Here is a 23,376-nt window from a genome sequence, read left to right as displayed (position 1 = left end):
TACAAACGCATCCTCGAAGGTCGCCATCCCTGGGGTCGGCGGGAGCGAGACCGCGAGTCTCAGGCGTTGCGGTCGCGTCTCCTCCAGCAGGGGCTCCGCAGTGTCTATTGGGGATCTGGATGCGAGGTGAGGTGGCTCATCGAGTCGATGCGTGGCCGCTCAGGAGGCCGGGGGACTCATCGGAATCCCAGCCGAACCGGCGCTTCCCGAAGGCGTCGAGCGCGAAGTGCGTGGCAAGCACAAGACCACAGCCGAGCAGCACGTCGATCACGTAGTGGTTGCCGGTCGCGATGACGACGAACGCCTGTGCGCTTGGGTAGAGGACCGCCAACGGCCGCCACCACCGGCCTTTGAAGTCCCACATCTGCAGCGCACACCACAGGGCCCAGCCGCAGTGCAGGGACGGCAGCGCGGCGTACTGATTGGTGGCGTCGCCGATGCCTCGGGGCGCGGAGGCAGCGCCACCCCACCAGCCGTAGCCTGCGAAGGCACGCATGACGTCAGCGACGCCATCACCGGGTACGAGTCGAGGAGGCGCAACGGGGTAGTTCATGTAGACGAGCAGCGCCACCGCTGAGGCAAGCACCAGGCTCCAGTAGCCGCGGCGGTACTTCCAGCCGCCGACCTTCCAGGAGAGGAACAATACGGTCGGAGTCGCGACGTAGTGCATGACGGCGTAGAAGTAGCACGCCGGCACCGCTACCAGTGGCACGCCCATGGTCCATGAGTTCAGGGGCACCTCGACGTGGTCGAAGACCCAGCCCTCGAGTGCTACCAGCTCGTCGGAGTGCACGAACGCGAGGGCGACATCACCGCCCTGCCCGGCCCGGATCACGTTGTAGGCCAGCGCGAGCATCGCCATGGCGACGAGCTCAAGCACCGATGGGTGGACGATCCTCTTGATCGCGACACCAACCCGGCTCGGCTGGCGGGACGTCTCGACCGACATCAGCCCACGTTTGCCCGAGAGCTGTTGGCTACGAGGAGAGCCAGCGGACAGCGGGGCGCGTCCGAGACGCAGGCGAACGACGGGACAGAACCCCCGGAGCACGCGTAGGTTTCCACGGCACGCTTCATAGGGCGAGGATCGAAGGAGTTCCGAGGCCAGCCCGCGAGGTGATCCGTGGTGAGCTGCGGATGGAGGACGCTGCGGACGAGGCGCTGCGCGCCCTCGGAACTGAAAGGCTTCAGGCGCGTGGGTGATCCGTACCCGCGCTTGGCGATGGCGCCCGTGCTGCTCCGCCTAGCCATGGCGGCGTGTCCTTCCCGGCGGCGGTCGCCTGTCCGGCCGCGGTCCGTCGTCGTGGTCGGCGAGCTGTGCGTCGGGGTCGACGGAGGTCTCGAACGCGGCGGCGACGTCCTCGCCCGAGGTGTGTCCCCGGGTCTCGCGCAGTGGAGTTTCGCGGAGGAAGAGCAGGATGAGGAACCCGAGGATCGCGAATGGTACGGCGGCGAGGAACGTGGTCTGCAGCGCCTCGGCGAACCCGGTGGTGACCGCGAGATGGATGGGGTCGGGCAGCGCGGCGATCTGCTCGGGGCTGCCCAGGGTGGCGGACGTGGGGGGCATCTGGTCGGCGGTGACCCCGGCTTCCTTCAGTTGGGCGGGGATGGTGTCGCGGAGCCGGTGGGTGAGCAGTGCACCGAAGACCGCGACTCCCATCGCACCGCCGAGGGACCGGAAGAAGGTCGCTCCTGAGGTCGCGACGCCGAGGTCGGCATGGGCCACCGCATTCTGGGTCGCTAGAACGAGTACCTGCATCACCATGCCGATGCCGGCCCCGGTGATGAACATGAACACCCCGGCGAGCCAGAGCGAGGTGTCCACCGAGAGTCGGCTCATCAGCATCAGCCCGCCGGCCGCGACCAGCAGGCCGACGACGGGGAAGATCTTGTAGCGACCGGTGTGGGTGATCAGGCGCCCCGAGCCGATGGAGGTGATCAGCAGGCCGACCATCAGCGGAAGGGTCAGGAGACCGGAGGCGGTGGGCGACTCGCCCTTGACGATCTGCAGGTACTGCGGCAGGAAGATGATGGCGCCGAACATGGCGACCCCGACCGCGAAGCCGGCCAGGCTGGTGATGACGAAGGTGTGGTTGGTGAACAGTCGAGGAGGCATGATCGGTTCGGTCGTCCGGCGTTCCTGCCAGACCGTGAGGGCGAGCATGAGCAGCGCAACTGCGGTCAGGCCGTAGGTCCAGGCCGAGTTCCAGGCGAACTCCTTGCCGCCGAGCGAGAGCATTAGCAGTAGCGCGCTGATCCCGGCGACGATGAAGAACGCCCCCAGCCAGTCAATAGCATGCTGGCGGCGCGGGAACGGCAGCTTGAGCACACGTTCGGTGACCACGAGGGCGGCGATGCCGATGGGGATCCCGACCCAGAAGGTCCAACGCCACGAGAGGTGCTCGACCAGGAACCCGCCGAGCAGGGGGCCAGCGACGGTTGCCAGGCCGAAGACCGAGCCGATGTAGCCCTGATAGCGGCCGCGTTCGCGGGGACTGACGACGTCGCCGATGATCGCCTGGGACAGTGCCATCAGCCCGCCCACGCCGAGTCCCATCACGGCCCGGAACCCGACGAGCTGTCCCATGTTCTGGGCGAACCCGGCGGCGAGGGAGGACACCAGAAAGATTCCGATCGCGGACTGGAACATGATCTTCGGCCGTACAGGTCTGACAGCTTGCCCCAGATCGGTGTGGATGCGGTCGAGGTCAACAAGGTGGCGGACACGACCCAGGCGAGCTGGTCCTGGCCGCCGAGCTCGCCCACGATGGTCGGCAGTGCGGTGGCCACGATCGTCTGGGACAGGGCGGCGACCAGCATCCCCAACATGAGCCCCACCAGGACGGTGAGGATCTGCCGGTGCGTCAGGTCCGGCATCACCTGCTCGGTCGGTGGCCCGGGCTGAGCGCCTCGAGGCGTGGGTGACGTGCTCATCGCTGGCTCTCTTCTGGCGTGGGGGATCAGGGCTCAGCTGGCTTGTCGAGGCCGCCGTTGATGGCGGCACCGAACGAACGCAGTGGGTAGCAGACAGTCCGCTCTGGGCAGCGCCTGGAGCGGGCTGGTCCGCCGCGCAACTCTACCCTTTTCCTCCTATGCATTCCGGCGTAGGCTGGCCTCAACCACTGCGCACACGGTGATCGTGATCCCCGGCTCGGCCGCCCAGGCTGGAGGTGGATAAAGTGAGATATTGGGATCTGAACGGCCCGGCTTGGCAACCGCTGGCGAACGCGCTTTGGGACGTCTCGGCGGTCTTGTGGTGGACGCTCGTGGCTGGCCTTATCGCCTGTGGTGGATGCTGGTACGCGGGTCGGTTCATCTATGGGGAGTGGGTTCGCGAACATCCCCCGCCCCATCTCCGGTTCCTGGCCGAACGAAGGCTGCGTCGGGACCTTGCCCGAGGGGTGGCCGAACTTGAGGAGTACCTGCGCAAACGCGATCCAGCACACCTCAACGACAGTCTGGTTCGGCCCGGCCCGTCGCGGACTCAGAGGCGCCATGGATGGCGTCGACTTTGAGACAGACCTTGCAGTTCGCCAGGTCGATCTCCGACGGCAGCCCCGACCCCGGCCGAGGGGTGGCTGGATTCGGGCCCGAACCTATCTCCAGCGGGACACTGGGACCACGGCGGGCAACTGCGCGACCGCTGGGACCACGGCGGTCAACTGCGCGACCAATGGGAACAGAGGTGACCGGAGTGCCAGCGGCGTGAACCGTCCGGAGGGGGCGGTTCCTGCCGGCGGGCGAGGTCGACGCGCAGCCGCGGTGGCGAGGAGGACACAGACTTCTGGCGGCCGGGTCCGGCAGGATTGGCCGCCCGCGACCACACCAGAGACGCGGGAAGAGCAGCCCAACGGCCCACCATGGTGGCCGCCTACTAAACCGGTCCGGTATGGCGAGACGCACTGGATCATGCCCCTCGAGACGTTCGGCTCTGGTTGCGTCAGTTCCCTCATCACCTGCGGATCTCGATGTCTTCTCGGTCATTGGCCTCGGTCCGCTGGTTGAGCATGGTCAGCAGCTGGTCGCCCTCAATGTCGAGGTCGGGCAGCAGGCGGTCGAGCCAGCGGGGCAGCCACCATGCTCGCTCGTCGAAGACGGCCATGAGCGCCGGGACGAGGGTCAACCGGACGATGAAGGCGTCGATGAGGATGCCTGCGGCGAGGGCGAAGCCGATCTGCTTGATCATGATGTCGTGGCTGAAGATGAAGCCGGAGAAGACCGCGACCATGATGATGGCGGCAGCCACGACGACCCGGCTGGCCTGGTCGAACCCATGGATCACGCTCGACCGGGCTGCCTGGCCGTGGATGTGCGCCTCGCGCATCGAGGAGACCAGGAAAACCTCGTAGTCCATGGCGAGGCCGTAGAGGATGCCGGTCACGATGACCGGCATGAAGCCCATGAGCGGACCGCCGGTGTCGAACCCGAAGAGGCCGCTGAGCCAGCCCCACTGGAAGACGGCGGTGGTCGCACCGAACGTGGCCACGATGCTGAGCAGGAAGCCGGCTGTGGCCTTGAGTGGGACGACGATCGAGCGGAACACAAGCATCAGGATCAGGACGGAAAGGATGACGATGATGCCGAGGTAGAGCGGAAGCACGTCGGCGAGCTTGTCGGACATGTCGATTCGGATGGCGGTGAACCCGGTCACGCCCAACTGCACCTGGTTGTCCAGGGCGATGGCGTTGTCGGGCTCGCGTAGTGACTTCACGAGGTCGCTGGTGGCCTCGTCGCTGGGGCCGGAGATGGGGATGATGCTGAACACGGCCAGGTCGCCGGCCTCGTTGACGCCGACGGGGGCGGCCAGCACGATGTCGTCTCGGTCCTGGAACTCGCCGAGGAGTCTCGCGGTCAGCTCGGGCGTGACGCGGCCTGCGGTGCCGGTGGGCTCTGCGGTGACCAGGAGCGGGCCGTTGAATCCCTCACCGAAGCCTTGGGAGACCGCCTCGTAGCCCTGTCGGGCGGCAGTGTCCTTGTTCGCCGTCGCGCCGGATGGGATGCCCAGGTTCATGTTGGCGGCGGGGATCGCCATCACTCCCAGGATCGTGACCACGCCGGCGATGACAGGCCACCTGAACCTGATCACAGCCTTGACCCACTGGTCGGCGACGCTGTGGGACTCCGCCTCCACCTTGGCGCGGCGCCGGGCTCGGGCCTTGTCCGAGCAGATCCGTTCCCCGACCAGCCCTAGCAGCGCGGGCAGCAGGGTCAGGGCGATGAGGACGGCAAGGGCGACAGTGGATGCTGCGACCAGTGCCATCGTGGACAGCGTCGCGATGCCGATGACGGTGAGCGCGGTCAGTGCGATGAGGACGGTCAGGCCGGCGAAGAACACGGCACTGCCTGCGGTGCCGACTGCTCTGCCGGCAGCCTCCTTCGCAGTGAGTCCCCGGTCGAGGATCAGTCGTCGCTGGCGGTTGACGACGAACAGCGCGTAGTCGATGCCGACGGCGAGGCCGACCATGAGACCCAGGACGGGGGTGGCGGAGTTCATCTCGACGGCCGTCGAGAGCGCGTACGCGCCGCCCACGCCGACGCCGACGCCGACCAGAGCGGTGACCAGGGGCAGGCCGGCCGCGATCAGGGAACCCAGGGTGAGCACCAGCACGAGAACGGCGACGGCGAGACCGATCACCTCGCCGATGCCGACGGGGATCTCGAGGGCTTTGAGCGAGTCGCTCGGGAGCACGGTGATCCCCGTTCCCTGCTCGGCGCGCTCCACCACCTCGACCACCGAGGTGACGTCGTCATCTGTCAATGAGGTCGAGGCGACGGTGAACTGGAACTGGAACAGCGCGACCTGCCCGTCCGAGGACATCAGCACGCCGGGCACCGGTGCCCCGTCCACCAGCAGCGGCTCGTAGGGGGGCGCCTGTCCTCGGTCCGACTCGGCTGGGCGATCGACCGGTGGGTTCTCTTGGGGCGTGCCCGGTGCGCCCTCCTCAGCGGCACCCAGCGCGGCGTCGAGGGGGTTGACGACCTTCTCGAGGTCATAGACGTCGCTGACGGTGCCGCTGATGACCGCGAGTCGCTCCGGAGTGTCGAGGCGCTCGCCGTCCGGTGCGGTGAAGACGACGCTGGCCTGCCCCCCCGAGGCCTCGGGGAGCTCATCGGCTACACGGTCGAGCACGGTCTGTGCCTCGGTGCCGTCGATCTTCATCCCGGAGCTGACACTCACCCCATTGATGGCCATGCCGCCGACGACCACCGCGAGGACTGCGACCCAGCCCGCAATGAACAGCCACGGCCTGCCGAACGCGGTGCGTCCAAGCCGATACAAGAAGGTAGACATGGGGTCGGGTTCTCCTCCAGGGCGAAGGCGGCGTTTAGAGGCCGTGGCGCAGGTAGTCGAAAGTGATGTCGAGGAACGAGCTGTAGTCCATCGACGCCGGGCTGGAGTCGCTCTCGCCGTCCAGGTGCACGTCGAGGGTTCCCTCCAGGGCGGCCATCACGGCGCCGTACACGGCGCCGAACAGCAACGGCACGTAGATGGCGGGGTACCGATCCCCAGCCACCGACCCCAACAGTTCCTGGGCCACATGGCGCATGCGCTGCTGAACGCCCAAGACGTAGGGCTCCAGGGTCGGGTACTGCCGCGCCATCGCCATCAACTCGCGCATCCTCACCAACGTGCCCTCGGTGAACTGATCCCTCATGACAGCCAGCAGGGCATCCAGCAGCGGCAACTCTGTGGGCAGGCCGACCAGGATCGCGCTCGCGTCCTCGACACCACCGAACGCGACCGAAGCGACTGCTTCCTCCTTGCAGGAGAAGTGGTTGGCAAAAGTGCGTCGCGAGTACCCCGCTCGCTCCGCGACGTCCGCGGTGATAAATCCGAACAACCCGCGCTCACGGGTCAACTCGAAAGCCGCTTGGGCCAGCGCCTGCCCCGTCGCCTCACGCTTGAGGTCCCGCAAACCACGATCCATGCCTCAGTATGACCTTCCCTGCCCGATGAGCAACATTGCCCAATGAGCAGGCAGACATTTCAGGCCTCCGCCCTTGCTCCAAAGCAGCAGTCCGCCTACCGCAGGCCGGTAGCGTGACAGCAACACGAAGCTGCCGATCCGTCTTCGGCACCGGTCTCGTCAAGGACGGGCCATCGACTAACGGAGCGCGTATGGGTGTTGGTGGCGAAGGGGTCGGGGCTGACGGCGGACGGAACCAGAGCACGACCGATGACGGGGAGCAGTTCGCCGATGCAGTCCTGGCTCTGCTCGCGGTGGCTCGGCGGACACGGGGCCGACTGCAGCCGCTCTTCGAAGACGTCACCGTGCCTCAGCTGGTGCTACTGGATGCAGTGCAAGCCTGCGGCCTTGAGGGCATCGGCGCCATCTCGGCATACACGCTGCTGAGCCAACCCACGGTGACCCAACAGGCGGCCAGCCTGGAAGCCGCTGGTCTCCTGCGCCGCATCCCGGCCGAGGACGACCGGCGCCGGCGCGTGCTCACGCTCACCGATCGCGGCGAGCAACTCCTGGCCGCCAAGCGCGACCTAGTCGCCGACCGACTTTCGCTGGCTTGGAAATCCCTCACCCCCCAGGAGCAATCCATCGCGGTTCCACTGCTTCGCCACATCACGGATCTCGTCAGCCATCTCACCTGAAACCACGCACTACCCTTTTCCTCCTATGTATTTCGGCGTAGATTCACGCATGGTCCCTGTTCACACGTCCGCCGGCGCCCGGACCGCCTCGTCTCGCAAGCGCCGAGCTCGCAAGCGAACAGGTGGCCACCTAGGTAGGTGACTTATGCACTGGGTAGACCTCCACGGACTCGGACGGCACGACCTGGCCGAGGCGTTCCTCGACGTGACTCAGTACCTGCTGTGGTGGGTCGTCGGTGGACTCATTGCCTGTGGCAGTTGGTGGCACGGCGGTGTCGAGGTGTACCAGAGTTGGGTGCGAGAATCTCCGGCTCCTCGCGTCAGGTTGGTGAGTGAACTGCGGTTACGCCGAGAGGCGCGCCAAGGCTGTCGCGCGCTCGAGAGGTACCTCGGGTAGCACAGAGCTTGCGGAGTGACCGCGATGCGGCGGGGAAGGTCTCATCCCGTGTGTCTACGACGGCGACTCACCGGAAAGTCTGCAGAAGGACCGCGTGAAGTCGCCCGAGCCAGTCCGAGGACATCGGGAAACGCGGGACGTCGCTTCGGGATCGATCCGCAGCCTTAGATCAAGCGGGTTTCGGTCGCGACTTGCGATCGGAGGTCGGCGGCCTTGAAGACCTCGTTCACCTGTGCAGATTGGGCTGGGGTGCGGCTGGCTCTCACTGAAAGGACAGTGAGGCGAACCCGCGGATCGGGCCTGAGCGGAGTCGGATCGACGAGTCGAGGTCGACATCCCAGTCACGATGGCGGGTGAGAAGTGCCATCAGGGCGATGCGTGCTTCGAGCCGGGCCAGGGATGCGCCGAGACAGAAGTGGATGCCGCGACCGAACGCGACTTGTCGTTCGGGTGCGCGGTGGATGTCGAAGTGGTCTGCGTCAGGGAACGCGTGGTCGTCGCGGTTGGCCGACCCGAAGAGCAGCAGCACGGTGTCGCCGGCTTCCATGGTCTGCTCGTGCAGAGTGGTCTGTCGGGTCAGGGTGCGTGCGAGGCCCTGGACCGGGGAGTCGAAGCGCAGCAGCTCTTCGACCGCTGCGGGCACGAGATTGGGGTTGTCGACCAGCTGTCGTTGGCTCTCGGGGTGCTGGGCGATGATGACCGCGCTGTTGGAGAGCAGGTTGGTGGTTGTCTCGTGGCCGGCGACAAGCAGCAGCAGGCAGAAGCCGAGAAGTTCCTCTTCCGGGAGGTGTTCGCCGTCGACTTCGGCCTGCACGAGTGCGGTCATGAGGTCGTCTTGGGGGTGGGCGCGACGTTCGGCGAGGAAGGCAGCGAAGTAGTCATAGAGCGCGGCGGCGGCGTCCAGCCCTGCGCCGAACTCACCCCGGGTGGGGTTGGACTGGATGAGGGTGGTGGACCAGGTTCGAAAGCGGTCGCGGTCTTCGCGCGGCACGCCGAGCATGTCGGCGATGACGATAGCCGGCAGCGGTCCGGCGAACCCGGAGACGAAATCCCAGGGACCCGCCTCCGGCGTCTGGTCGAGGAGGTCGTCGACCAGGGTCTGGATGTGTGCCTCCAGCCCGGCGATGCGCCGAGGTGTGAAGGCCTTGCTGACGAGGTGGCGCAGCTGGGTATGCCGCGGCGGATCACTCATGATGAGCATGGGCAGGAACAGCTCGGTCATGTCCACACCGGGCGGTGTGGGGAAGATGCCGGACGCCGACGAGTACCTCGCCGGGTCTGCCAGCGCGGCCGAGACGTCTTCGTAGCGGCTGAACACCCAGGAGCTTGCCTCTGGTGACCAATAGGCGGGGGCGTGGTCGCGCAGGTCGCGATAGACCGGGTAGGGATCAGCCATGACCTCGGGGTCAAACGGGCTGTAGGCCACCTGCTGGCTCATCGGAGTCTCCCTCGGGTATTGGTTCAAGCGCGGTCAGCTTCCGGTTCGGCCACCAACTGCAGTCCTAGAACAGGGGTGCACAGGTGGGGAAACGAGAGTGGGACGACGTGCCGACGACGCCGCGCGCTTTCTCTGCCCTAGCGTCGGGGGACGAGCCCGCCAGACACCATACATGCATGCATGTATGCATGTATGCTGCCGCACATGACCACTGGAGTACAGCCCCGCCACGTTCGGGCGGTGACAACTCGCCGGCTGTTGCTGGACACCACCGTGGCCTGTCTGGCGGAGCTGGGGTACGCGGGGACCACTGGCCCGGCGGTGGCCGAGCGAGCCGGCCTGTCGCGAGGCGCTCAGCTCCACCACTTCGGCACCCGAGACCAGATGGTCGTCGCAGCGGTCGAGCATCTGGCACAGCAGCGCCTGACGCATGTTCACGACAGCCTCGCGGTTCGCATCGCAGACAACCCGGGCACTTCGGCTCGAACAAACAGGGAAGCAGCACTGGCGGCTCTCGAACTCCTGGCAGAGGCAATGTCCGGACCACTGTACGGAGCCACCTTGGAGCTGTGGGCCGCAGCGCGAACCAACGACGACCTTCGGCGTCAGCTGGTATCGGCCGAAGAGCGTGTACACGCCGACCTTCGCGAAATCTGTCGGGCCTGGATCACCACGGACCCGCTTCTGGTCCAGATCACCTTGGATCTCCTCCTGGGCCGAGGCGTGAGCGGGATGCTCGTCCCGCATCCCCCGCACTGGCAACGCGCTGTCTTGGAACGCTGGATCGACACCATCAACACGGTGGACCCGAAAGCAACGGGGTCGCGCGATGAGCAGTCTTAATGACCTGATGGCGTCGTTCGCTGACAAATTCCGTCCTCATGAGGACGGCAGTCGCCTTCCCTCGCACCACGCCAACTGCCTGGGCTGCGGCGAGGACAACCCTCACGGGCACCGTCTGGAGGTGCGACGCGCCGGCGACGGCGTGGTCGCTGAACACACCTTCGACCTGCGGCACGAAGGCGCTCCCGGCATCGCGCATGGCGGGGCACTAGCAACAGTCATCGACGACCTCTACGGGTTCCTCCAATACCTGGTGGGCGGCCCCGCGGTGACTCGACGTCTCGAGATCGAGTACCTGCGACCAGTGCTCCTCCACACCCCCTATCGGTTGGAGGCCCACCTCGCCGGCCGCACGGAGCGCCGACTTGAGGTCGAAGCCACCATCACCGACACGGACGAGCGGACAGTGCTCACCTCGACCGCCGTCTTCGTGCTCGTCGACGTCAGTCACTTCGCGGCCGCGCACCCACTCACCAAGGAAAACGCTTCGACCAGCGCCATCACCGAACCCGCAGCCGAAACCCCAGTCGAAACCGGGGACCCCGCAAGAGTGCCGAGGGGGCCGCTGCCATGAGCGCCCAACTAGGCGGGTCTGACCAGGACAGTCACACCCTCGCGAAACGCAGGGTTCGCAGTCCGAGGAGGACCAGATGATCACCGGTCTCGCCTCGGTTCAGGTGTCGCCCTATCCCCATCGAATAGGTGGGCACTGCGGTTCTGGTGCCCTGCGGGACCTCCTGGAATGGGCTGGACTCGGATGGGACGGCCCACCCAGCGAGGGCCTGGTCTTTACCCTCGGCGGCGCGCTTGGTCTGTCCTACGTACGCTCGCCCGACCTGTTCCCACCCCTGTACCTGGTTGGCCGCGGCGGAGAACTCGAGTTGGACCTGCCCCGCCGGCTCGGCGGAACCGCCCAGCAGCGGGCCACCGACGATCCCGCCGAGGGCTGGGCCTGGGTGCGTTCAGAGGTCGAGGAAGGCCGGCCCGTGATGGTGTGGGCCGACATCGCCGAGCTGCCCTACCTGCGCGTGAAGCTCTCGATGAGTCGCCACGACATCGTGGTCCTCGGATACGACGACGAGGCCCAGGTAGCTCTGGTGGTGGACAACGACCGTGAAGAAGTCCAAGAGGTTCCGTACGACGCCCTTGCCCGGGCCCGCCGCTCGACCTCCTTCCCGCAGCCCACACGACACACGGTCTACGACATCACGTGGCCGGGTGAGCTACCCGATCTGGCATCCGCCGCAGCCGAAGCGTTCGCCCAGTCAGCCCGGGCGATGACCGAACTCGCCCCCGTCGCCAGCATCTTCGACGACGAACCCCCAGCACCAGGTGACGCCGGTGGACTCTCCGGTGCCACCCATCAGGCGGTGCACACAGCCGGAGTCGCCGCAGCGAGCGCCTTCGCCGAGGACATTGCGGACTGGGAGCAGCACGACGACGAGGAACTGGAGATCATGTTGTTCAGCCTCGGCGCGTTCATCGAGAAGGCAGGCACTGGAGGCGGTCTCTTCCGCCGCCTCCTGGCGCAGGGGACCTCCGAGATCGCCCAGACGACCGAGGACGACGCGACCGCCTCACTCGCGCGCTCAGCCAAACACGCCGCCCAAGCATGGACCTCCGTGGCGCGTGCGGCCACCACCCGGGACCAGCCCGCACGCGAACGCGCCCGCCACGCCGCGCAGGCGGCCTCCGTCCTCCCGGGGCTCGAGTCAAACCTGACAGAGCGCCTCCAGGCGGCGGCGGCATCGCTCAGAAGCTGATGCAGGACGACACCCAGACATCACGACTCGTCGCTGTCGGAATCTTCTTGTCGGGTCCATCTGAGTTGTCCGGAGGCGCGCAGCTCTCTATCCATCATTGAGGTCTGGGGGTGAGACAGGGCGAACTGCGACCCGAGAAGGACGAACTCAGCCACGATGCGGCCAGCGAACACGATCGCGGACAGCGCCCGATGCCGGTCTCCGGGGCCGCTGCCGTCCACGGCACCGCGGGCCGCGCCGGCGGCCGGACGGAGGCGTGAACTTATGGTGATGTCTCGCGTCGAAGCCCGCGTGGGAGCTCGCGTGGGTACCGACATGCTGAACGGGGCGCTCGGGGCCCGGCGGCTCTGCCTCCTACCCCTTCCCCTGCGTGGGGACCTCCGGCGATTGCGCCAACGCCATTAGCACCTTGTTCAGCTCGCTGAGGAGCGTGACAAGCCTGGCTTCATCCTCCTCGGGCATGCGCGAAAGGCCACGCGCAAGCGCATCGACGAGCCGCTGCCGCCGCTCGACGAGGAGGTTCACTGCCTCGGGTGTGGGGAGGACGAGGACGCCTCGACCGTCCGAGTCGTCCGGTTCGCGGCGGAGCAGTCCGATGGAGGCGAGCGAATCGACCGTGCGACTGGCGGTGGCATCCGTCGTTCCCATCCGGGCGGCAAGCGCGCCGATGCGAAGCGGAGACTCGTCGACGGCGATCGCGAGCGCGAGCCGCTGCGTCCAGGAGAGCGGGCGCTCGTCAGCCTCCTGGAACTGGCCTCGGGGGTGGACGAGGAGCAGGACGAGCCGCTCTAGATGCTCTGCTAGCCGAGCCGGTTCCGGTCCGCTCATTCGACTGCCTCTGCGACGGGGACGTGCCGCGACTGGGGTAGGCGCGGAGTGACGAGGAGGGCGACGAACACTGCGACGAGGGCGGCTGCCGCTCCGATAGAGAAGGCGGTTACAAAGGCCGACTCGGCCGGGATGTTTGTCCTTCGGATCGTGTCGGCGGTCAGGATCGCCGCCCCAACCTGGCCGCCGATCACGCCGCCGACGGTGCGCATCACGGTGTTCATGCCCGTCGCGACTCCGGTCTCGCTGGGCCGCACCGAGTCGACGATGACCTTCGCCATCGCCGCAAAGGTGAAGGGGATACCGCCACCGAGCACGATCATGCCCAGCACGATCTGCCAGGGATGGTCGTGCCAGAGGGCGAACATGGCGAGCCCGACCGAAGCCATCGCCATCCCGAGCGCCATCGGCCATTTCGACCCGTAGCGCCGGCCGAGCACGCCGGCGAGCGGACCTGAGACGAACCCGGCGAGCGCGCCAGGTAGCAGATAGAGCCCCGCGGTCGTCGTGCTCGCGCCGAACCCGTATCCGACCAGGCGTGCGAGCGAGTCAGGAAGCCCCTGCGGTGTCTCGGCGAAGATCGGGATCAGCACGAAGGAGCCGAACATGGCAAAGCCCGCGATCAGGCCGGTCAGATTCGAGAAGAGAACCGGCCGCCGAGCGAGCATGCGCATATCGACCATCGGCTCAGGGACGCGAAGCTCGAAGGCGCCCCAAACGACAAGAAGCGCGGCCGATGCGACGAGAAGCGCCACGATGCGGCCGGACCCCCAGCCCCAGTTGTTCCCTTCGGTGAGCGCGAGCAGGAGGGAGAGCAGTCCGCCCGAGAAGAGAATGGCTCCGGGAACGTCGAGCCGCGACGGAGTCTTGACCGGCGACTCGGGCACGAAAAAGACGACGAGAACAGCGGCGATCCCGACCGCGATCGCCCCAACGACGAAAATCCAGCGCCAGGAGAGGTTGTCGACGATCACCCCAGAGAGCACGAGCCCGAGGCCGCCGCCGACCGCGAACACAGATGAGACAACCCCGACCCCGACCCCGACCTTCTCCTCAGGGAACTCGTCCTTGATGATCGCAAAGCTGAGCGGGAAGACGGCGCCGCCGGCGCCCTGCAGGATGCGAAAGGCGATCAGCATCCAGATGCTCTGGGCGAAGATCGCGCCCACGCAGCCCACGAAGAAGATGCCCAGGCTAACCAAGAGCAGGCGCTCCTTACCGTGCTGGTCGCCGAGCTTGCCCAGCAGCGGCGTCGCGATGGAGGAACTGAGAAGGAACCCGGTCAGGAGCCAGGTGACCCAGGTGGTCGTCGTGTCGAGCTCGCGCTGCAGGGTCGGCAGGGCCGGGATGATCATCGTCTGCTGCAGAGCAAACGCGATGCCGGCAAACGTGAGCGCGGCGAGCGTCACGTTGTAGTGCTGACGATGGGCTTGTTCCTGCTCCGTCACGAGCGCCTCACTCTCAATAGTTCATCTCTCCAAGAACCACCCGGCAACGAGCCTGCAGCAACCAGGCCCGTCGCTCGCTGATAGGCCAACCGCCTTCCCGCGGCCGCGCTTGATTCACCCGCACAACTAACTCCTTGCCGACCGCGTCGACTATGCGCTCGCCGGCTCGACCAGCTGCTCGTACCCCGCACGCCGCAGACGCGCCGCCCGATGAAGAGCGTGGGCACGAACGCGACGGGCATCATCGGCAGGCCGATCACGAAGATGGATGCTCGTCGTTACGGTGCTGCTGTCGGTGATGCTCTCGCCGGTGCTCAACACGGCGATCGTCGCGATGGCCTCTGCCGAAGATCGGCACTGCAGAGGTCGCCGCCAAGTTGTGCGACGCCCTCGCAACGCCACGCATGTAGATGCCATGCATATCGGTGGGCACAGCTCGCCGTCGCTGACACCGTCCAACTATATTACATTGCGTAACGAAACAAGGTGGGGCTCGGAATTGCCTCCGGCGCTGATGAAGGCTCGGGTTTGTCGTCTGGCGATTCAGAAGGCGACGCCGATCCCGCCGGAGGTTGGCCGACGACCTCGAGACACTCAGCCCGGGCGTGCCGGGGAGGCGGTCACTATGTTGAGGACGAAAAGTCATCTGCCCGTCGTCGCTGTCGACACCGCGGGTAAGCGAGTCGGACGCAGAACGGATCGATCACCAGCTCTGGCACGATTCTCGAAACTGCCTCGGAGACTGGCCAGTCCACCTCTTGAAGGCATGCGAGAAGTTGGTGAGGTCGCTGTACCCGAGGTCGATGGCGACCTCGCTGACCGACGCAGATCGGTCGAGCAGCCGCAGCGTGGCGCGTTCCAACAATGACGTCTCGAGCAAGTCGCGGAACGTGGTGCCCTCTTCTTGGAGGCGCCGCTTGAGAGTGCTGGCGGACATCGACAGCTCATCTGCGACCGTCTGACAGGTCTTCAGTTCACGAGCCTCGTCCAGCGACATCCGTACCTTGTCCGAGTAGGATGTTGGCTCGATCTTGTGCTCGAGGGACTCCCGCAGATCGGCAATTGCGAGGCGATATGCAACGGGATCGGAGAACCGACAGACCTCGTTCAGCGTCTCAGTCGGCACGTGGACGAACGTCATCGAGGCGTTGGCAATCAAGTGCCCGCGTGGGTGGTCGTGTTGAGCTATGGAGGCGGGCGCCGGCCAGCTGGTGTGCAGTTTGACGGTTGACTCGTCGCCGACCAGCATGTGGATCAATCGTTGCAGCGCCGAGCCGCAGTAGGTGACGAGCAAGCAGTCCAGATCTGGATCACCGATATGGCCCGTCAGCCCGACGGTGAGGCCGTCAACGCTCGGATGGAATCGTGTGGTGACGGCTGTCGTGATCAAGGGAAGGTACGTGAGCAGCTCCATGATCTCGGCTACTGATCCTGCGCTGATCAGCGGGAGGCTTAGCGGGCCGAAAGAGGTCAACTGAGCCTGTTCTGCGAACGTGTGGCCGAGGTCGGTGGCATGTTCAGTGTCAAGCGTGGGATAGACCTCCCGGAACCACCGCACCGGGACCTGGGCGTCGTCCTGCAGCAAGGTCGCCTCGGTGACGCCTTCGCGATCCATGATGGCGCGGAACCGTGCGACAGCGTCCGCGCCGAGTGCCTGGCTCTCGAGCAGCTGCGCGAATGCGGTGTAGGGCACACCCGCTTCGCTGAGGGTCATCGAACCCCTTCCCTGAGCCGAACTCACAACTATATGGCCCGGGTGAACATAGCCACGACCAGCATCCGCGACAAGAGTCGGCACTAAGGCTTTGGGCCCCGACATCGCATCAGGAGTTGATCATGGCAATGGTTTCGTTCGTGTCGCACGACGGCGAGACACACACGGCGTCCCTGGACGAAGGGCAGTCGTTGATGCAGGTCGCGACCAACAACGCGGTGCCCGGCGTCGACGGTGACTGCGGCGGAGAGGCTGCCTGCGGGACCTGCCACGTCATTGTTGACCCTCAGTGGTCGGAGCGGGTCGGGCTCTCCGGTCCCGATGAGGAGCAGATGCTCGCGATGAACCCCGAGCGTGAACCGACCTCCCGACTGTCGTGCCAGATGGCGGTCTGCGACGCATGGGACGGGCTGACAGTCCGGCTCCCTGAATTCCAGATGTGACCAGCGAGAACGGGTAGAAGTGATGAAGATTCCTGAGGCGGTCACCGCCAAGGTCCAGGCAACCATCCCGATGGAGCGGCAGATTCAGGGCGCGCATCTTTACGACAAAACCAGGAGGTGGGTGACGGGGACCAACGGCAGGAGAATGTTTGTCGAGAGCCCCATCCCGCCGGTCGAGGAGATCGAGCTCGCGGACATCGACATGAGCAATCCGTTCATGTACCGGCAGGGCCGGTGGAAGTCCTACTTCGAGCGTCTGCGCAACGAAGCCCCCGTCCACTACCAGCCCAACAGCCCGTTCGGGCCGTTCTGGTCTGTCACTCGGCACGCCGACATCATCGCCGTTGACAAGAACCATGATGTCTTCTCTGCCGAACCCTTGATTGTCATCGGCGTGCCACCTCGTTTCCTCGATATCGAGATGTTCATCGCGATGGACCCGCCGCGGCACGACCTGCAGCGGCAGGCGGTCCAAGGCGTCGTAGCGCCGAAGAACCTGCGCGAGATGGAGGGTCTCATCAGAGAGCGCGTTCGAGAGGTGCTGGACAACCTTCCGGTGGGCGAGCCCTTCAACTGGGTGCAGCGCGTATCGATCGAGCTGACCGGCCGCATGCTCGCCACCTTGCTGGACTTCCCGTACGAGCAACGACACCAGCTCACCTACTGGTCGGATCTTGCGTCGTCAATGGAGCAGGCCAACGGCGGTCCCTCGGACAACGACGAGGTCTTCCGCGGCATGCGCGACATGGCGCGAGGTCTGAGCGCCCTCTGGCACGATAAGGCCGCCCGGACTGCTGCCGGGGAGGAACCCGGCTTCGACCTGATCACCATGCTGCAGAGCAACGAGAACACCAAGGACCTCATCGACCGCCCGATGGAGTTCCTCGGAAACCTGGTGTTGCTGATCGTCGGAGGCAACGACACGACCCGCAACTCGATGAGTGGTGGTGTCCTTGCGCTCAACCAGTTCCCGGATCAGTTCGAGAAGCTGAAGGCCAACCCTGACCTCATCCCCAACATGGTCTCGGAGGTCATCCGTTGGCAGACTCCGCTCGCCTACATGCGCCGGATCGCCAAGGTCGACACCATCCTGAACGGTCAGTTCATCCGTGAGGGCGACAAGGTCGTGATGTGGTACGCCTCGGGCAACCGCGACGCCGCCGTCTTCGATCGGCCTGACGAGCTGATCATCGATCGGGCCAACGCGCGCAACCACATCTCCTTCGGCTTCGGCGTCCACCGCTGCATGGGGAACCGGCTGGCCGAGCTGCAGTTGCGGGTCCTGTGGGAGGAACTGCTCCCGCGCTTCGAGGAGATCGAGGTAGTGGGCGAGCCGGAGTACGTGCAGTCAAACTTCGTACGCGGCATCAGTGAGTTGATGGTCCGTCTCACCCCGAAGGCCGGCGCATGACCGGGCCGCGAGCGGTGATCGTCGGCGCAAGCCATGCCGGCGCGCAGCTCGCAGCGAGTCTGCGCCAGGAGGGGTGGACCGGGGAGGTCGTCCTGGTGGGCGATGAGTCGGCGCTGCCCTACCAACGCCCGCCCCTGTCGAAGGCCCTGCTGGCGGGCAAGAGCACCCTTGAGGATCTGGCGATCCGTAGCGCAGCGTTCTACGCCAAGCAGGAGATTCAGCTTCTGGATGCGACGATCAAGTCGATCGACCGCACCGCTGGTCACCTGGTGCTGGGCAACGGCGAGTCGCTGGGCTACGACAAGCTTGCCTTGTGCACCGGTGCTCGTCCGCGACGGCTCCTCGTACCTGGCGCCCTTCTTGGCGGGGTCTACTACCTGCGCACCGCCAAGGACGTCGAGCTGATCCGTGGGGCCGCCTCGCCCGGACAGCGAGCCGTCATCGTCGGCGGGGGCTACGTCGGGCTGGAGACAGCCGCGTCGTTGCGCGCGTTGGGGCTCGACGTCACCGTGCTCGAGGCGACCGAGCGTGTCCTCGAACGAGTGACGGCCCCCGAGGTCTCAGCATTCTTCGAGCGGATCCACCGAGATGCGGGCGTCGGCATTCGGACGAATGCACTTGTCGAGGCCATCGCCGGGGACACCCAGGTCCGCGAAGTGCTCCTGTCGGGCGGCGAATCAATTCGTGCTGACTTCGTCATCGTGGGCATCGGTGTTGAGCCGAACACCGAACTCGCCTCGGCATCAGGCCTGGTTGTCGACAACGGCATCGCGATTGACGATCGAGCCCGCACGAGCGACCCCGGCATCGTTGCGGCCGGCGATTGCACGAGCCGCACCATGGCCAGTCACGGTCGTCGAGTTCGTCTCGAGTGCGTACCGAGCGCGGGGGAGCAGGCCAAGGTGGCCGCCGCCACCCTCTGTGGGAAGGCCAAAGAAATCACTGCGCTTCCGTGGTTCTGGTCAGATCAGTACGACGTCAAGCTCCAGATCGCCGGACTCAACACCGGTTACGACGAAGTCGTTCTCAGCGGTGATCCCCGTCAAGACCGCGACTTCACCTGCTTCTACCTCCGCCAAGGTGTGCTGATCGCCGCGGACTGCGTGAACCGTCCCCGTGAGTTCATGATGACCAAGCGGCTCCTGGCGCAAGGTGCTCCGCTGCTGGGGCGGGCGGAGTTGGCTGCCCCAGATCTGACCGACGTACGGGGGTAGGCCGAGCGGCGTAGTGCGCCTCCATTGCTGACCACCGGGAACGCTCATAGATAGGACATCAAGTGACGAACCTCTTCCCACGAGTAATCACGAAGAGGCGCGACCGGCTCTCGTCGTTGCTCCTGGCGCCGCTACCGAGTCGATGGGACGCTGCCCTGCGCGAGGCAAGCGACCGGTGGCCGGTCTACGAGCTCGCCCCAGCTCCGGAAGGCTCCGGACTCAAGCCCGTCCAAGGGACCGCCGGACTCCCTCTCCTCGGACACACCGTGGACTACATCCGCTTCGGGTCGGACTTCACGCGTGCCAGATACAGGCGCTTCGGTCCGGTGTCCTGGATGGGGGCGTTCGGCACCAAGGTGGTGGCGGTGGCCGGCCCCGAGGCCACACAAGAAGCACTGACCACCAAGGCGAGGTCCTTCTCCCAGGACGGCTGGACCTATCTCATCGACGCGTTTTTCCACCGTGGCCTGATGCTGATGAGCTTCGACGAACACAAGATGCATCGACGCATCATGCAGGAAGCGTTCACCCGTGACCGGCTTGCCGGATACGTCGACCAACTCGGACCGACCGTCGAGGCGAACATCCAAGGCTGGACCGCCGGCACGTCCAACCGCCTCTACCCCCTGCTCAAGAGCCTGACTCTCGACGTTGCCACGGACGTCTTCATGGCGGGGCGAGGCGGGAACGAGGACACCGATGCGATCAACGACGCCTTCGTGTCGACCGTACGGGCAGCCAGCTCGATCGTGCGGATACCGCTGCCGGGGACACGCTGGCGAGCTGGTGTGCGTGGGCGAGCAGTGCTGGAGGCCTACTTCGCACAACATCTGCCTGCTGCCCGCGAGGGTCAGGACGGCGACCTGTTCGCGGGACTGTGCCATGCGCAGACCGCTGAAGGGGACGCCTTCACCGATGAGGACGTCATCAACCACATGATCTTCTTGATGATGGCCGCCCACGACACCTCGACCATCACCACTGCGGCGGCCGCCTACTTCCTCGCCAAGCACCCGGCGTGGCAGGAGCAGGCCAGGGCCGAGTCCGACCGACTCGGCGACCGGACCCCGAACATCGTCGACCTGGAGTCGCTGGCGACTCTCGATCTGGTGATCAAGGAAACGCTGCGCCTGGTGGCGCCCGTGCCGATCGTCATGCGCAAGACCGTCGAGGACGTCGAGATTGCCGGGAGCCACATTCCAGCAGACACGTTGGTTGCCGTCGCTCCGGCCGCCAATCACTTCGACGAGTCATGCTGGACCGACCCCGACACATTCGACCCGGGACGCTTCAGCGAGCCGCGGCGGGAAGACCAACACCACCGCTTCGGGTGGATCCCGTTCGGTGGCGGGGTGCACAAGTGCATTGGTCTCCACTTCGGGACCCTGGAGGTCAAGGCCATCCTGCACCAGATGCTGCGTACCTACAGCTGGACGGTCCCCGACGGCTACGAAGTCAGGTGGGACAACACCTCACTACCGATTCCCGTCGATGGGTTGCCGGTCACCCTGGAGCGCCGATGAGTCAGATACTTGCGTCCTACCTAGAGCCGACGGAATTTCTCGACTTCGAGCACGAGGAGGTCCGCGACTTCACCGCTGCCACGGTCGGTGACGCGAGGACCGACACGGAGAAAGCGAGACGACTGTTCGCTGCCGTCCGTGACCAGGTCTGGTACGACCCGTACACCGTGTCGGCCGATCCAGCCCACTACCGGGCGAGTTTCGTGCTTCAGACCGGCCGCGCCTACTGCGTCCCGAAAGCCGTGCTGCTGACTGCGGTGTGCCGCGCGGTAGGCATTCCGGCGCGTTTGGGTTTCGCCGATGTCCGCAACCATCTGCAAACCCAGTCATTGCGAACGCTCATGGGCGGCACGGACCTGTTCGTCTACCACGGATACAGCAGTCTCCACGTCGACGGGAAGTGGCTCAAGGCCACTCCGGCGTTCAACGTCGAACTGTGTGCTCGTTTCGGTGTTCCGCCGGTGGAGTTCGACGGTGAGCACGACGCGCTCATGCACGCCTTCACGGCTGACGGAACCCAGCACATGGAATACGTCCACGAGCGCGGTCTCTACGACGACCTGCCCCTGGCTGAGATCCTGATCGAGCTTCGCAATACCTATGGATCGATGGTGGATGCCTCCGCGCATGCGGTCGACGACACTTTCTCGCTGAGGCCGACGAGTCAGATCCGTTCCAATGCATCGCCCATCTCGCCAGCGGGCGGGTCGCGTGAATGAAGTTCGAGTCCGGATGGTCGGCCTTCGCTCTCTGCTCGGCCCTTAGAACAGACTCGGCCTTGCTCGTCGACGTCGACATGACCGCCAGGAGTGCCTGGGTCGATACCGGAACAACGAAGCCCGTCTCCACGATCCGGCCACACGAGAAGGACGTCACATGCCCCGAAGAATCATGATCCGGGATTACCCGCATCGGATGGGAGGGCACTGCGGCTCGGGCGCAATGCGCGATCTACTGCACTGGCACGGTCTCGGTTGGGACGGGCCGCCTGACGAGGGCCTGGTGTTCGTGCTCGGCGGCGCCCTGGGGCTGTCCTACCTCCGATCGAGCGAACTCTTCCCGCCGCTGTATCTGGTGGGACGAGGCGCCGACTTCGAAGTAGACCTACCGGCACGACTCGGCGGCCTTGTGCACGTCCTCACCACCGACGATCCGGAGGCGGGATGGTCGTGGGTCCGAGACGAACTCGACGCCGGGAGACCCAGCCTCGTGTGGGGGGACATCGCCGAACTGCCCTACCTGCGGGTCCAGCTGCAGATGAGCCGCCACGACATCGTGGTCATCGGCTACGACGAGGAGAAGAAGCTCGCCTTCGTCGTGGACAACGACCGCGCGGAGGTCCAGGAAGTTCCATTCGAAGCGTTGGCTCGGGCACGGTCCTCCACCGCGTTCCCGCAGCCCACGCGCCACTGCACCTACCGGATCACCTGGCCCCGTTCGCTGCCCGCCATCGCGGAAATCGCGGCAGATGCCTTCAGTCAGTCTGCAGCCAACATGCGCGATCCGTCGGCCCACAGCATCGCCGAACCCACCACGGCGGCCGTCGGCGCTGAAGGCATGGAAGCAGTTTCTCTGGTCGCCGAGGACGTTGCGAACTGGGCGGAACTTCCCGACAACGAGCTCGAGATCCTGCTGTTCAGCCTCGGCGCCTTCATCGAGAAAGCAGGAACCGGCGGCGGGCTCTTCCGCCGTCTGGTCGCCGACGGCTGCGCAGAGGTCGCACGGCTGACCGGTGACCCCGCGACCGCAGACCTTGCGAACGAAGCCGCCCACTGTGCGCAGACCTGGACCGACGCCGCACGAGCCGCGGTCAAACGCGAGGCCGATCCACGGTCTCGGGTCGACGATGTCGCCTCGATTGTTGGACGGCTGCCAGAGCTGGAATCGCGTCTAGTTGAGTCCTTGGAGGCTGCCGCAACGTCGTTGGCCGCCGACCACTGGCCGGCTCCTGCCGTCGCGTCGACTGACGGCACCGAGATCGTGATCGAGGCCGGGGGAGAAGTGGAGTGACGCACATACCGACAACGGGGGATCGCAACGACGAGTACGCACGCTTGGACGGGCACGACGGGCCCGCCTCTCGCGCTGAGGGCGTGGTCCCGCGATGGGCGGCGCACCTCGCCGGTCAGGGCAACGTGGAAGTCGGACAGGCGCTGCCCCCACATTCCCCCGACTGCGCCGGATGCGGGCCCGACAATCCCGCCGGGCTGCATATTCGCGCGGTCCGCACTGCGTCGGGCGTCGAAGCGGTGCACAGCTTTGTCGCGGCCCAGGTAGGCGCGCCCGGCATCGCCCACGGAGGAGCAGTCGCCCTCGCATTTGACGATCTCTTCGGCTTCTCGCTCTACACAGTCGGATCGCTCGCGGTCACGAGAAGTCTCGCTATCGAGTACCACGCGCCGTTCCGGTTGCACCGTCCTTACACATTTCGTGCCCACGTCGCCAAACGCGAAGGACGCCGATTGCTGCTCCATGCTGACGCGTGGGACGACGCCGGTCAGAAGGTCGGATCAGCCGAAGCCACTTTTGTAACCGTCGGTCCCGGCCATTTCACAGCTGGCACCCAAAAAAACGGGAGGAGTCAGGACCAATGAGCTCCGTAGATGCGCGACGCCGGGGTGCTCGCTGCGATCCCGCCGAGGATGGCTGGCGAACGCGCACCGGATCGGGTTACCGGGCCGCGCGCACTCCTACCGTGTGCCGCGCTTCGCTCGAAGAACCCGGGGTGATCATCCGGTGACGTCTCCC

At 65.9% G+C, this 23,376-nt stretch carries 18 protein-coding genes and 2 pseudogenes; 12 read left to right on the top strand and 8 right to left on the bottom strand.

Annotation, left to right across the window (positions count from 1 at the left end; translation table 11 throughout):
* Positions 1–136: 136 nt before the first annotated feature.
* Together DJ010_RS01125 and DJ010_RS01120 are read right to left on the bottom strand one after the other, a co-directional pair.
* Positions 137–862 (bottom strand): phosphatase PAP2 family protein, encoded by a 726-nt coding sequence (locus tag DJ010_RS01125; protein WP_158282886.1) that lies wholly within the window; start codon positions 860–862, stop codon positions 137–139.
* A 381-nt stretch (positions 863–1,243) separates the two neighbouring features.
* A pseudogene (locus tag DJ010_RS01120) lies at positions 1,244–2,790 on the bottom strand (MDR family MFS transporter).
* Between DJ010_RS01120 and DJ010_RS22570 the strand changes: the two are divergent.
* Positions 2,678–2,905 (top strand): hypothetical protein, encoded by a 228-nt coding sequence (locus DJ010_RS22570; protein ID WP_245927212.1) that lies wholly within the window; start codon positions 2,678–2,680, stop codon positions 2,903–2,905. The pseudogene DJ010_RS01120 and the gene DJ010_RS22570 overlap by 113 nt on opposite strands.
* 1,047 nt (positions 2,906–3,952) lie before the next feature.
* On the opposite strand, the gene DJ010_RS01115 is transcribed toward DJ010_RS22570, so the two are convergent.
* Entirely contained in the window at positions 3,953–6,292 is a 2,340-nt protein-coding gene (locus tag DJ010_RS01115) for an MMPL family transporter (protein ID WP_109691790.1), read from the bottom strand.
* Between the two features lie 34 nt (positions 6,293–6,326).
* Complete coding sequence (locus DJ010_RS01110) at positions 6,327–6,917, bottom strand: TetR/AcrR family transcriptional regulator (RefSeq protein WP_158282885.1); 591 nt, start codon at positions 6,915–6,917, stop codon at positions 6,327–6,329.
* A 356-nt stretch (positions 6,918–7,273) separates the two neighbouring features.
* Between DJ010_RS01110 and DJ010_RS01105 the strand changes: the two genes are divergently transcribed.
* Positions 7,274–7,606 (top strand): MarR family winged helix-turn-helix transcriptional regulator, encoded by a 333-nt coding sequence (locus tag DJ010_RS01105; RefSeq protein ID WP_211318601.1) that lies wholly within the window; start codon positions 7,274–7,276, stop codon positions 7,604–7,606.
* 659 nt (positions 7,607–8,265) lie between these two features.
* Here the strand turns inward: DJ010_RS01105 and DJ010_RS01100 are convergent.
* Positions 8,266–9,441, bottom strand: coding sequence for a cytochrome P450 (locus tag DJ010_RS01100; protein WP_109691787.1), 1,176 nt, complete (start codon positions 9,439–9,441; stop codon positions 8,266–8,268).
* A 204-nt stretch (positions 9,442–9,645) separates the two neighbouring features.
* Between DJ010_RS01100 and DJ010_RS01095 the strand changes: the two genes are divergently transcribed.
* From DJ010_RS01095 to DJ010_RS01085, 3 genes are all read left to right on the top strand, one after another.
* On the top strand, positions 9,646–10,284 hold the full coding sequence (locus tag DJ010_RS01095; RefSeq protein WP_158282884.1) for a TetR/AcrR family transcriptional regulator: 639 nt from the start codon (positions 9,646–9,648) through the stop codon (positions 10,282–10,284).
* Positions 10,285–10,291: 7 nt separating this feature from the next.
* Positions 10,292–10,858, top strand: coding sequence for a PaaI family thioesterase (locus DJ010_RS01090; protein WP_245927117.1), 567 nt, complete (start codon positions 10,292–10,294; stop codon positions 10,856–10,858).
* Between the two features lie 76 nt (positions 10,859–10,934).
* A complete protein-coding gene (locus DJ010_RS01085; RefSeq protein WP_109691784.1) occupies positions 10,935–12,047 on the top strand; it encodes a BtrH N-terminal domain-containing protein in 1,113 nt (370 codons plus the stop codon).
* 354 nt (positions 12,048–12,401) lie between these two features.
* Here DJ010_RS01085 and DJ010_RS01075 read toward each other — a convergent pair whose 3' ends face one another.
* From DJ010_RS01075 to DJ010_RS01065, 3 genes are all read right to left on the bottom strand, one after another.
* On the bottom strand, positions 12,402–12,875 hold the full coding sequence (locus tag DJ010_RS01075; protein WP_109691782.1) for a MarR family winged helix-turn-helix transcriptional regulator: 474 nt from the start codon (positions 12,873–12,875) through the stop codon (positions 12,402–12,404).
* Positions 12,872–14,323 carry an MFS transporter gene (locus tag DJ010_RS01070; RefSeq protein ID WP_211318600.1) on the bottom strand — a complete coding sequence of 484 codons (1,452 nt, stop codon included), beginning with the start codon at positions 14,321–14,323 and terminating at the stop codon, positions 12,872–12,874. Before DJ010_RS01070 ends, DJ010_RS01075 begins: the two co-directional genes overlap by 4 nt.
* Positions 14,324–15,026: 703 nt before the next feature.
* Positions 15,027–16,037 (bottom strand): AraC family transcriptional regulator, encoded by a 1,011-nt coding sequence (locus tag DJ010_RS01065; protein ID WP_109691781.1) that lies wholly within the window; start codon positions 16,035–16,037, stop codon positions 15,027–15,029.
* Positions 16,038–16,159: 122 nt separating this feature from the next.
* Here DJ010_RS01065 and DJ010_RS01060 point away from each other — a divergent pair, with 122 nt between their 5' ends.
* The 7 genes and pseudogenes from DJ010_RS01060 (at position 16,160) to DJ010_RS22990 (ending at position 23,222) form a co-directional block, all read left to right on the top strand.
* Positions 16,160–16,480 carry a 2Fe-2S iron-sulfur cluster-binding protein gene (locus DJ010_RS01060; RefSeq protein WP_109691780.1) on the top strand — a complete coding sequence of 107 codons (321 nt, stop codon included), beginning with the start codon at positions 16,160–16,162 and terminating at the stop codon, positions 16,478–16,480.
* Between the two features lie 22 nt (positions 16,481–16,502).
* Positions 16,503–17,876: pseudogene (locus tag DJ010_RS01055) on the top strand (cytochrome P450); the annotation flags it as partial.
* A gap of 11 nt (positions 17,877–17,887) precedes the next feature.
* Positions 17,888–19,105, top strand: a complete 1,218-nt coding sequence (locus DJ010_RS01050) for an NAD(P)/FAD-dependent oxidoreductase (protein ID WP_109691779.1) — start codon at positions 17,888–17,890, stop codon at positions 19,103–19,105.
* A 62-nt stretch (positions 19,106–19,167) separates the two neighbouring features.
* The gene (locus tag DJ010_RS01045) at positions 19,168–20,628 is read left to right on the top strand and encodes a cytochrome P450 (protein WP_109691778.1); all 1,461 of its coding nucleotides are present in this window, start codon (positions 19,168–19,170) and stop codon (positions 20,626–20,628) included.
* On the top strand, positions 20,625–21,347 hold the full coding sequence (locus tag DJ010_RS01040) for a transglutaminase-like domain-containing protein (RefSeq protein WP_109691777.1): 723 nt from the start codon (positions 20,625–20,627) through the stop codon (positions 21,345–21,347). Before DJ010_RS01045 ends, DJ010_RS01040 begins: the two co-directional genes overlap by 4 nt.
* A gap of 157 nt (positions 21,348–21,504) precedes the next feature.
* Positions 21,505–22,638: a BtrH N-terminal domain-containing protein gene (locus DJ010_RS01035; protein ID WP_109691776.1), complete on the top strand. Its 1,134-nt coding sequence runs from the start codon at positions 21,505–21,507 to the stop codon at positions 22,636–22,638.
* Positions 22,635–23,222 carry a PaaI family thioesterase gene (locus DJ010_RS22990; protein WP_369333137.1) on the top strand — a complete coding sequence of 196 codons (588 nt, stop codon included), beginning with the start codon at positions 22,635–22,637 and terminating at the stop codon, positions 23,220–23,222. Before DJ010_RS01035 ends, DJ010_RS22990 begins: the two co-directional genes overlap by 4 nt.
* Positions 23,223–23,376 lie beyond the last annotated feature (154 nt).

Source organism: Nocardioides silvaticus (genome assembly GCF_003160695.1).
GTDB lineage: Bacteria > Actinomycetota > Actinomycetes > Propionibacteriales > Nocardioidaceae > Nocardioides > Nocardioides silvaticus.
This window is presented reverse-complemented; position numbering and strand designations above follow the sequence as displayed.

Bases quoted from the DNA above. Each gene is read 5' to 3' on its own strand.
- DJ010_RS01090 (WP_245927117.1), top strand. From the start codon at position 10,292: ATGGCGTCGTTCGCTGACAAATTCCGTCCTCATGAGGACGGCAGTCGC.
- DJ010_RS01125 (WP_158282886.1), bottom strand. From the start codon at position 862: ATGGCGATGCTCGCGCTGGCCTACAACGTGATCCGGGCCGGGCAGGGC.
- DJ010_RS01075 (WP_109691782.1), bottom strand. From the start codon at position 12,875: ATGAGCGGACCGGAACCGGCTCGGCTAGCAGAGCATCTAGAGCGGCTC.
- DJ010_RS01065 (WP_109691781.1), bottom strand. From the start codon at position 16,037: ATGACCCTCAGCGAAGCGGGTGTGCCCTACACCGCATTCGCGCAGCTG.
- DJ010_RS01060 (WP_109691780.1), top strand. From the start codon at position 16,160: ATGGCAATGGTTTCGTTCGTGTCGCACGACGGCGAGACACACACGGCG.
- DJ010_RS01040 (WP_109691777.1), top strand. From the start codon at position 20,625: ATGAGTCAGATACTTGCGTCCTACCTAGAGCCGACGGAATTTCTCGAC.
- DJ010_RS01100 (WP_109691787.1), bottom strand. From the start codon at position 9,441: ATGAGCCAGCAGGTGGCCTACAGCCCGTTTGACCCCGAGGTCATGGCT.
- DJ010_RS01085 (WP_109691784.1), top strand. From the start codon at position 10,935: ATGATCACCGGTCTCGCCTCGGTTCAGGTGTCGCCCTATCCCCATCGA.
- DJ010_RS01115 (WP_109691790.1), bottom strand. From the start codon at position 6,292: ATGTCTACCTTCTTGTATCGGCTTGGACGCACCGCGTTCGGCAGGCCG.
- DJ010_RS01050 (WP_109691779.1), top strand. From the start codon at position 17,888: ATGACCGGGCCGCGAGCGGTGATCGTCGGCGCAAGCCATGCCGGCGCG.
- DJ010_RS01095 (WP_158282884.1), top strand. From the start codon at position 9,646: ATGACCACTGGAGTACAGCCCCGCCACGTTCGGGCGGTGACAACTCGC.
- DJ010_RS01035 (WP_109691776.1), top strand. From the start codon at position 21,505: ATGCCCCGAAGAATCATGATCCGGGATTACCCGCATCGGATGGGAGGG.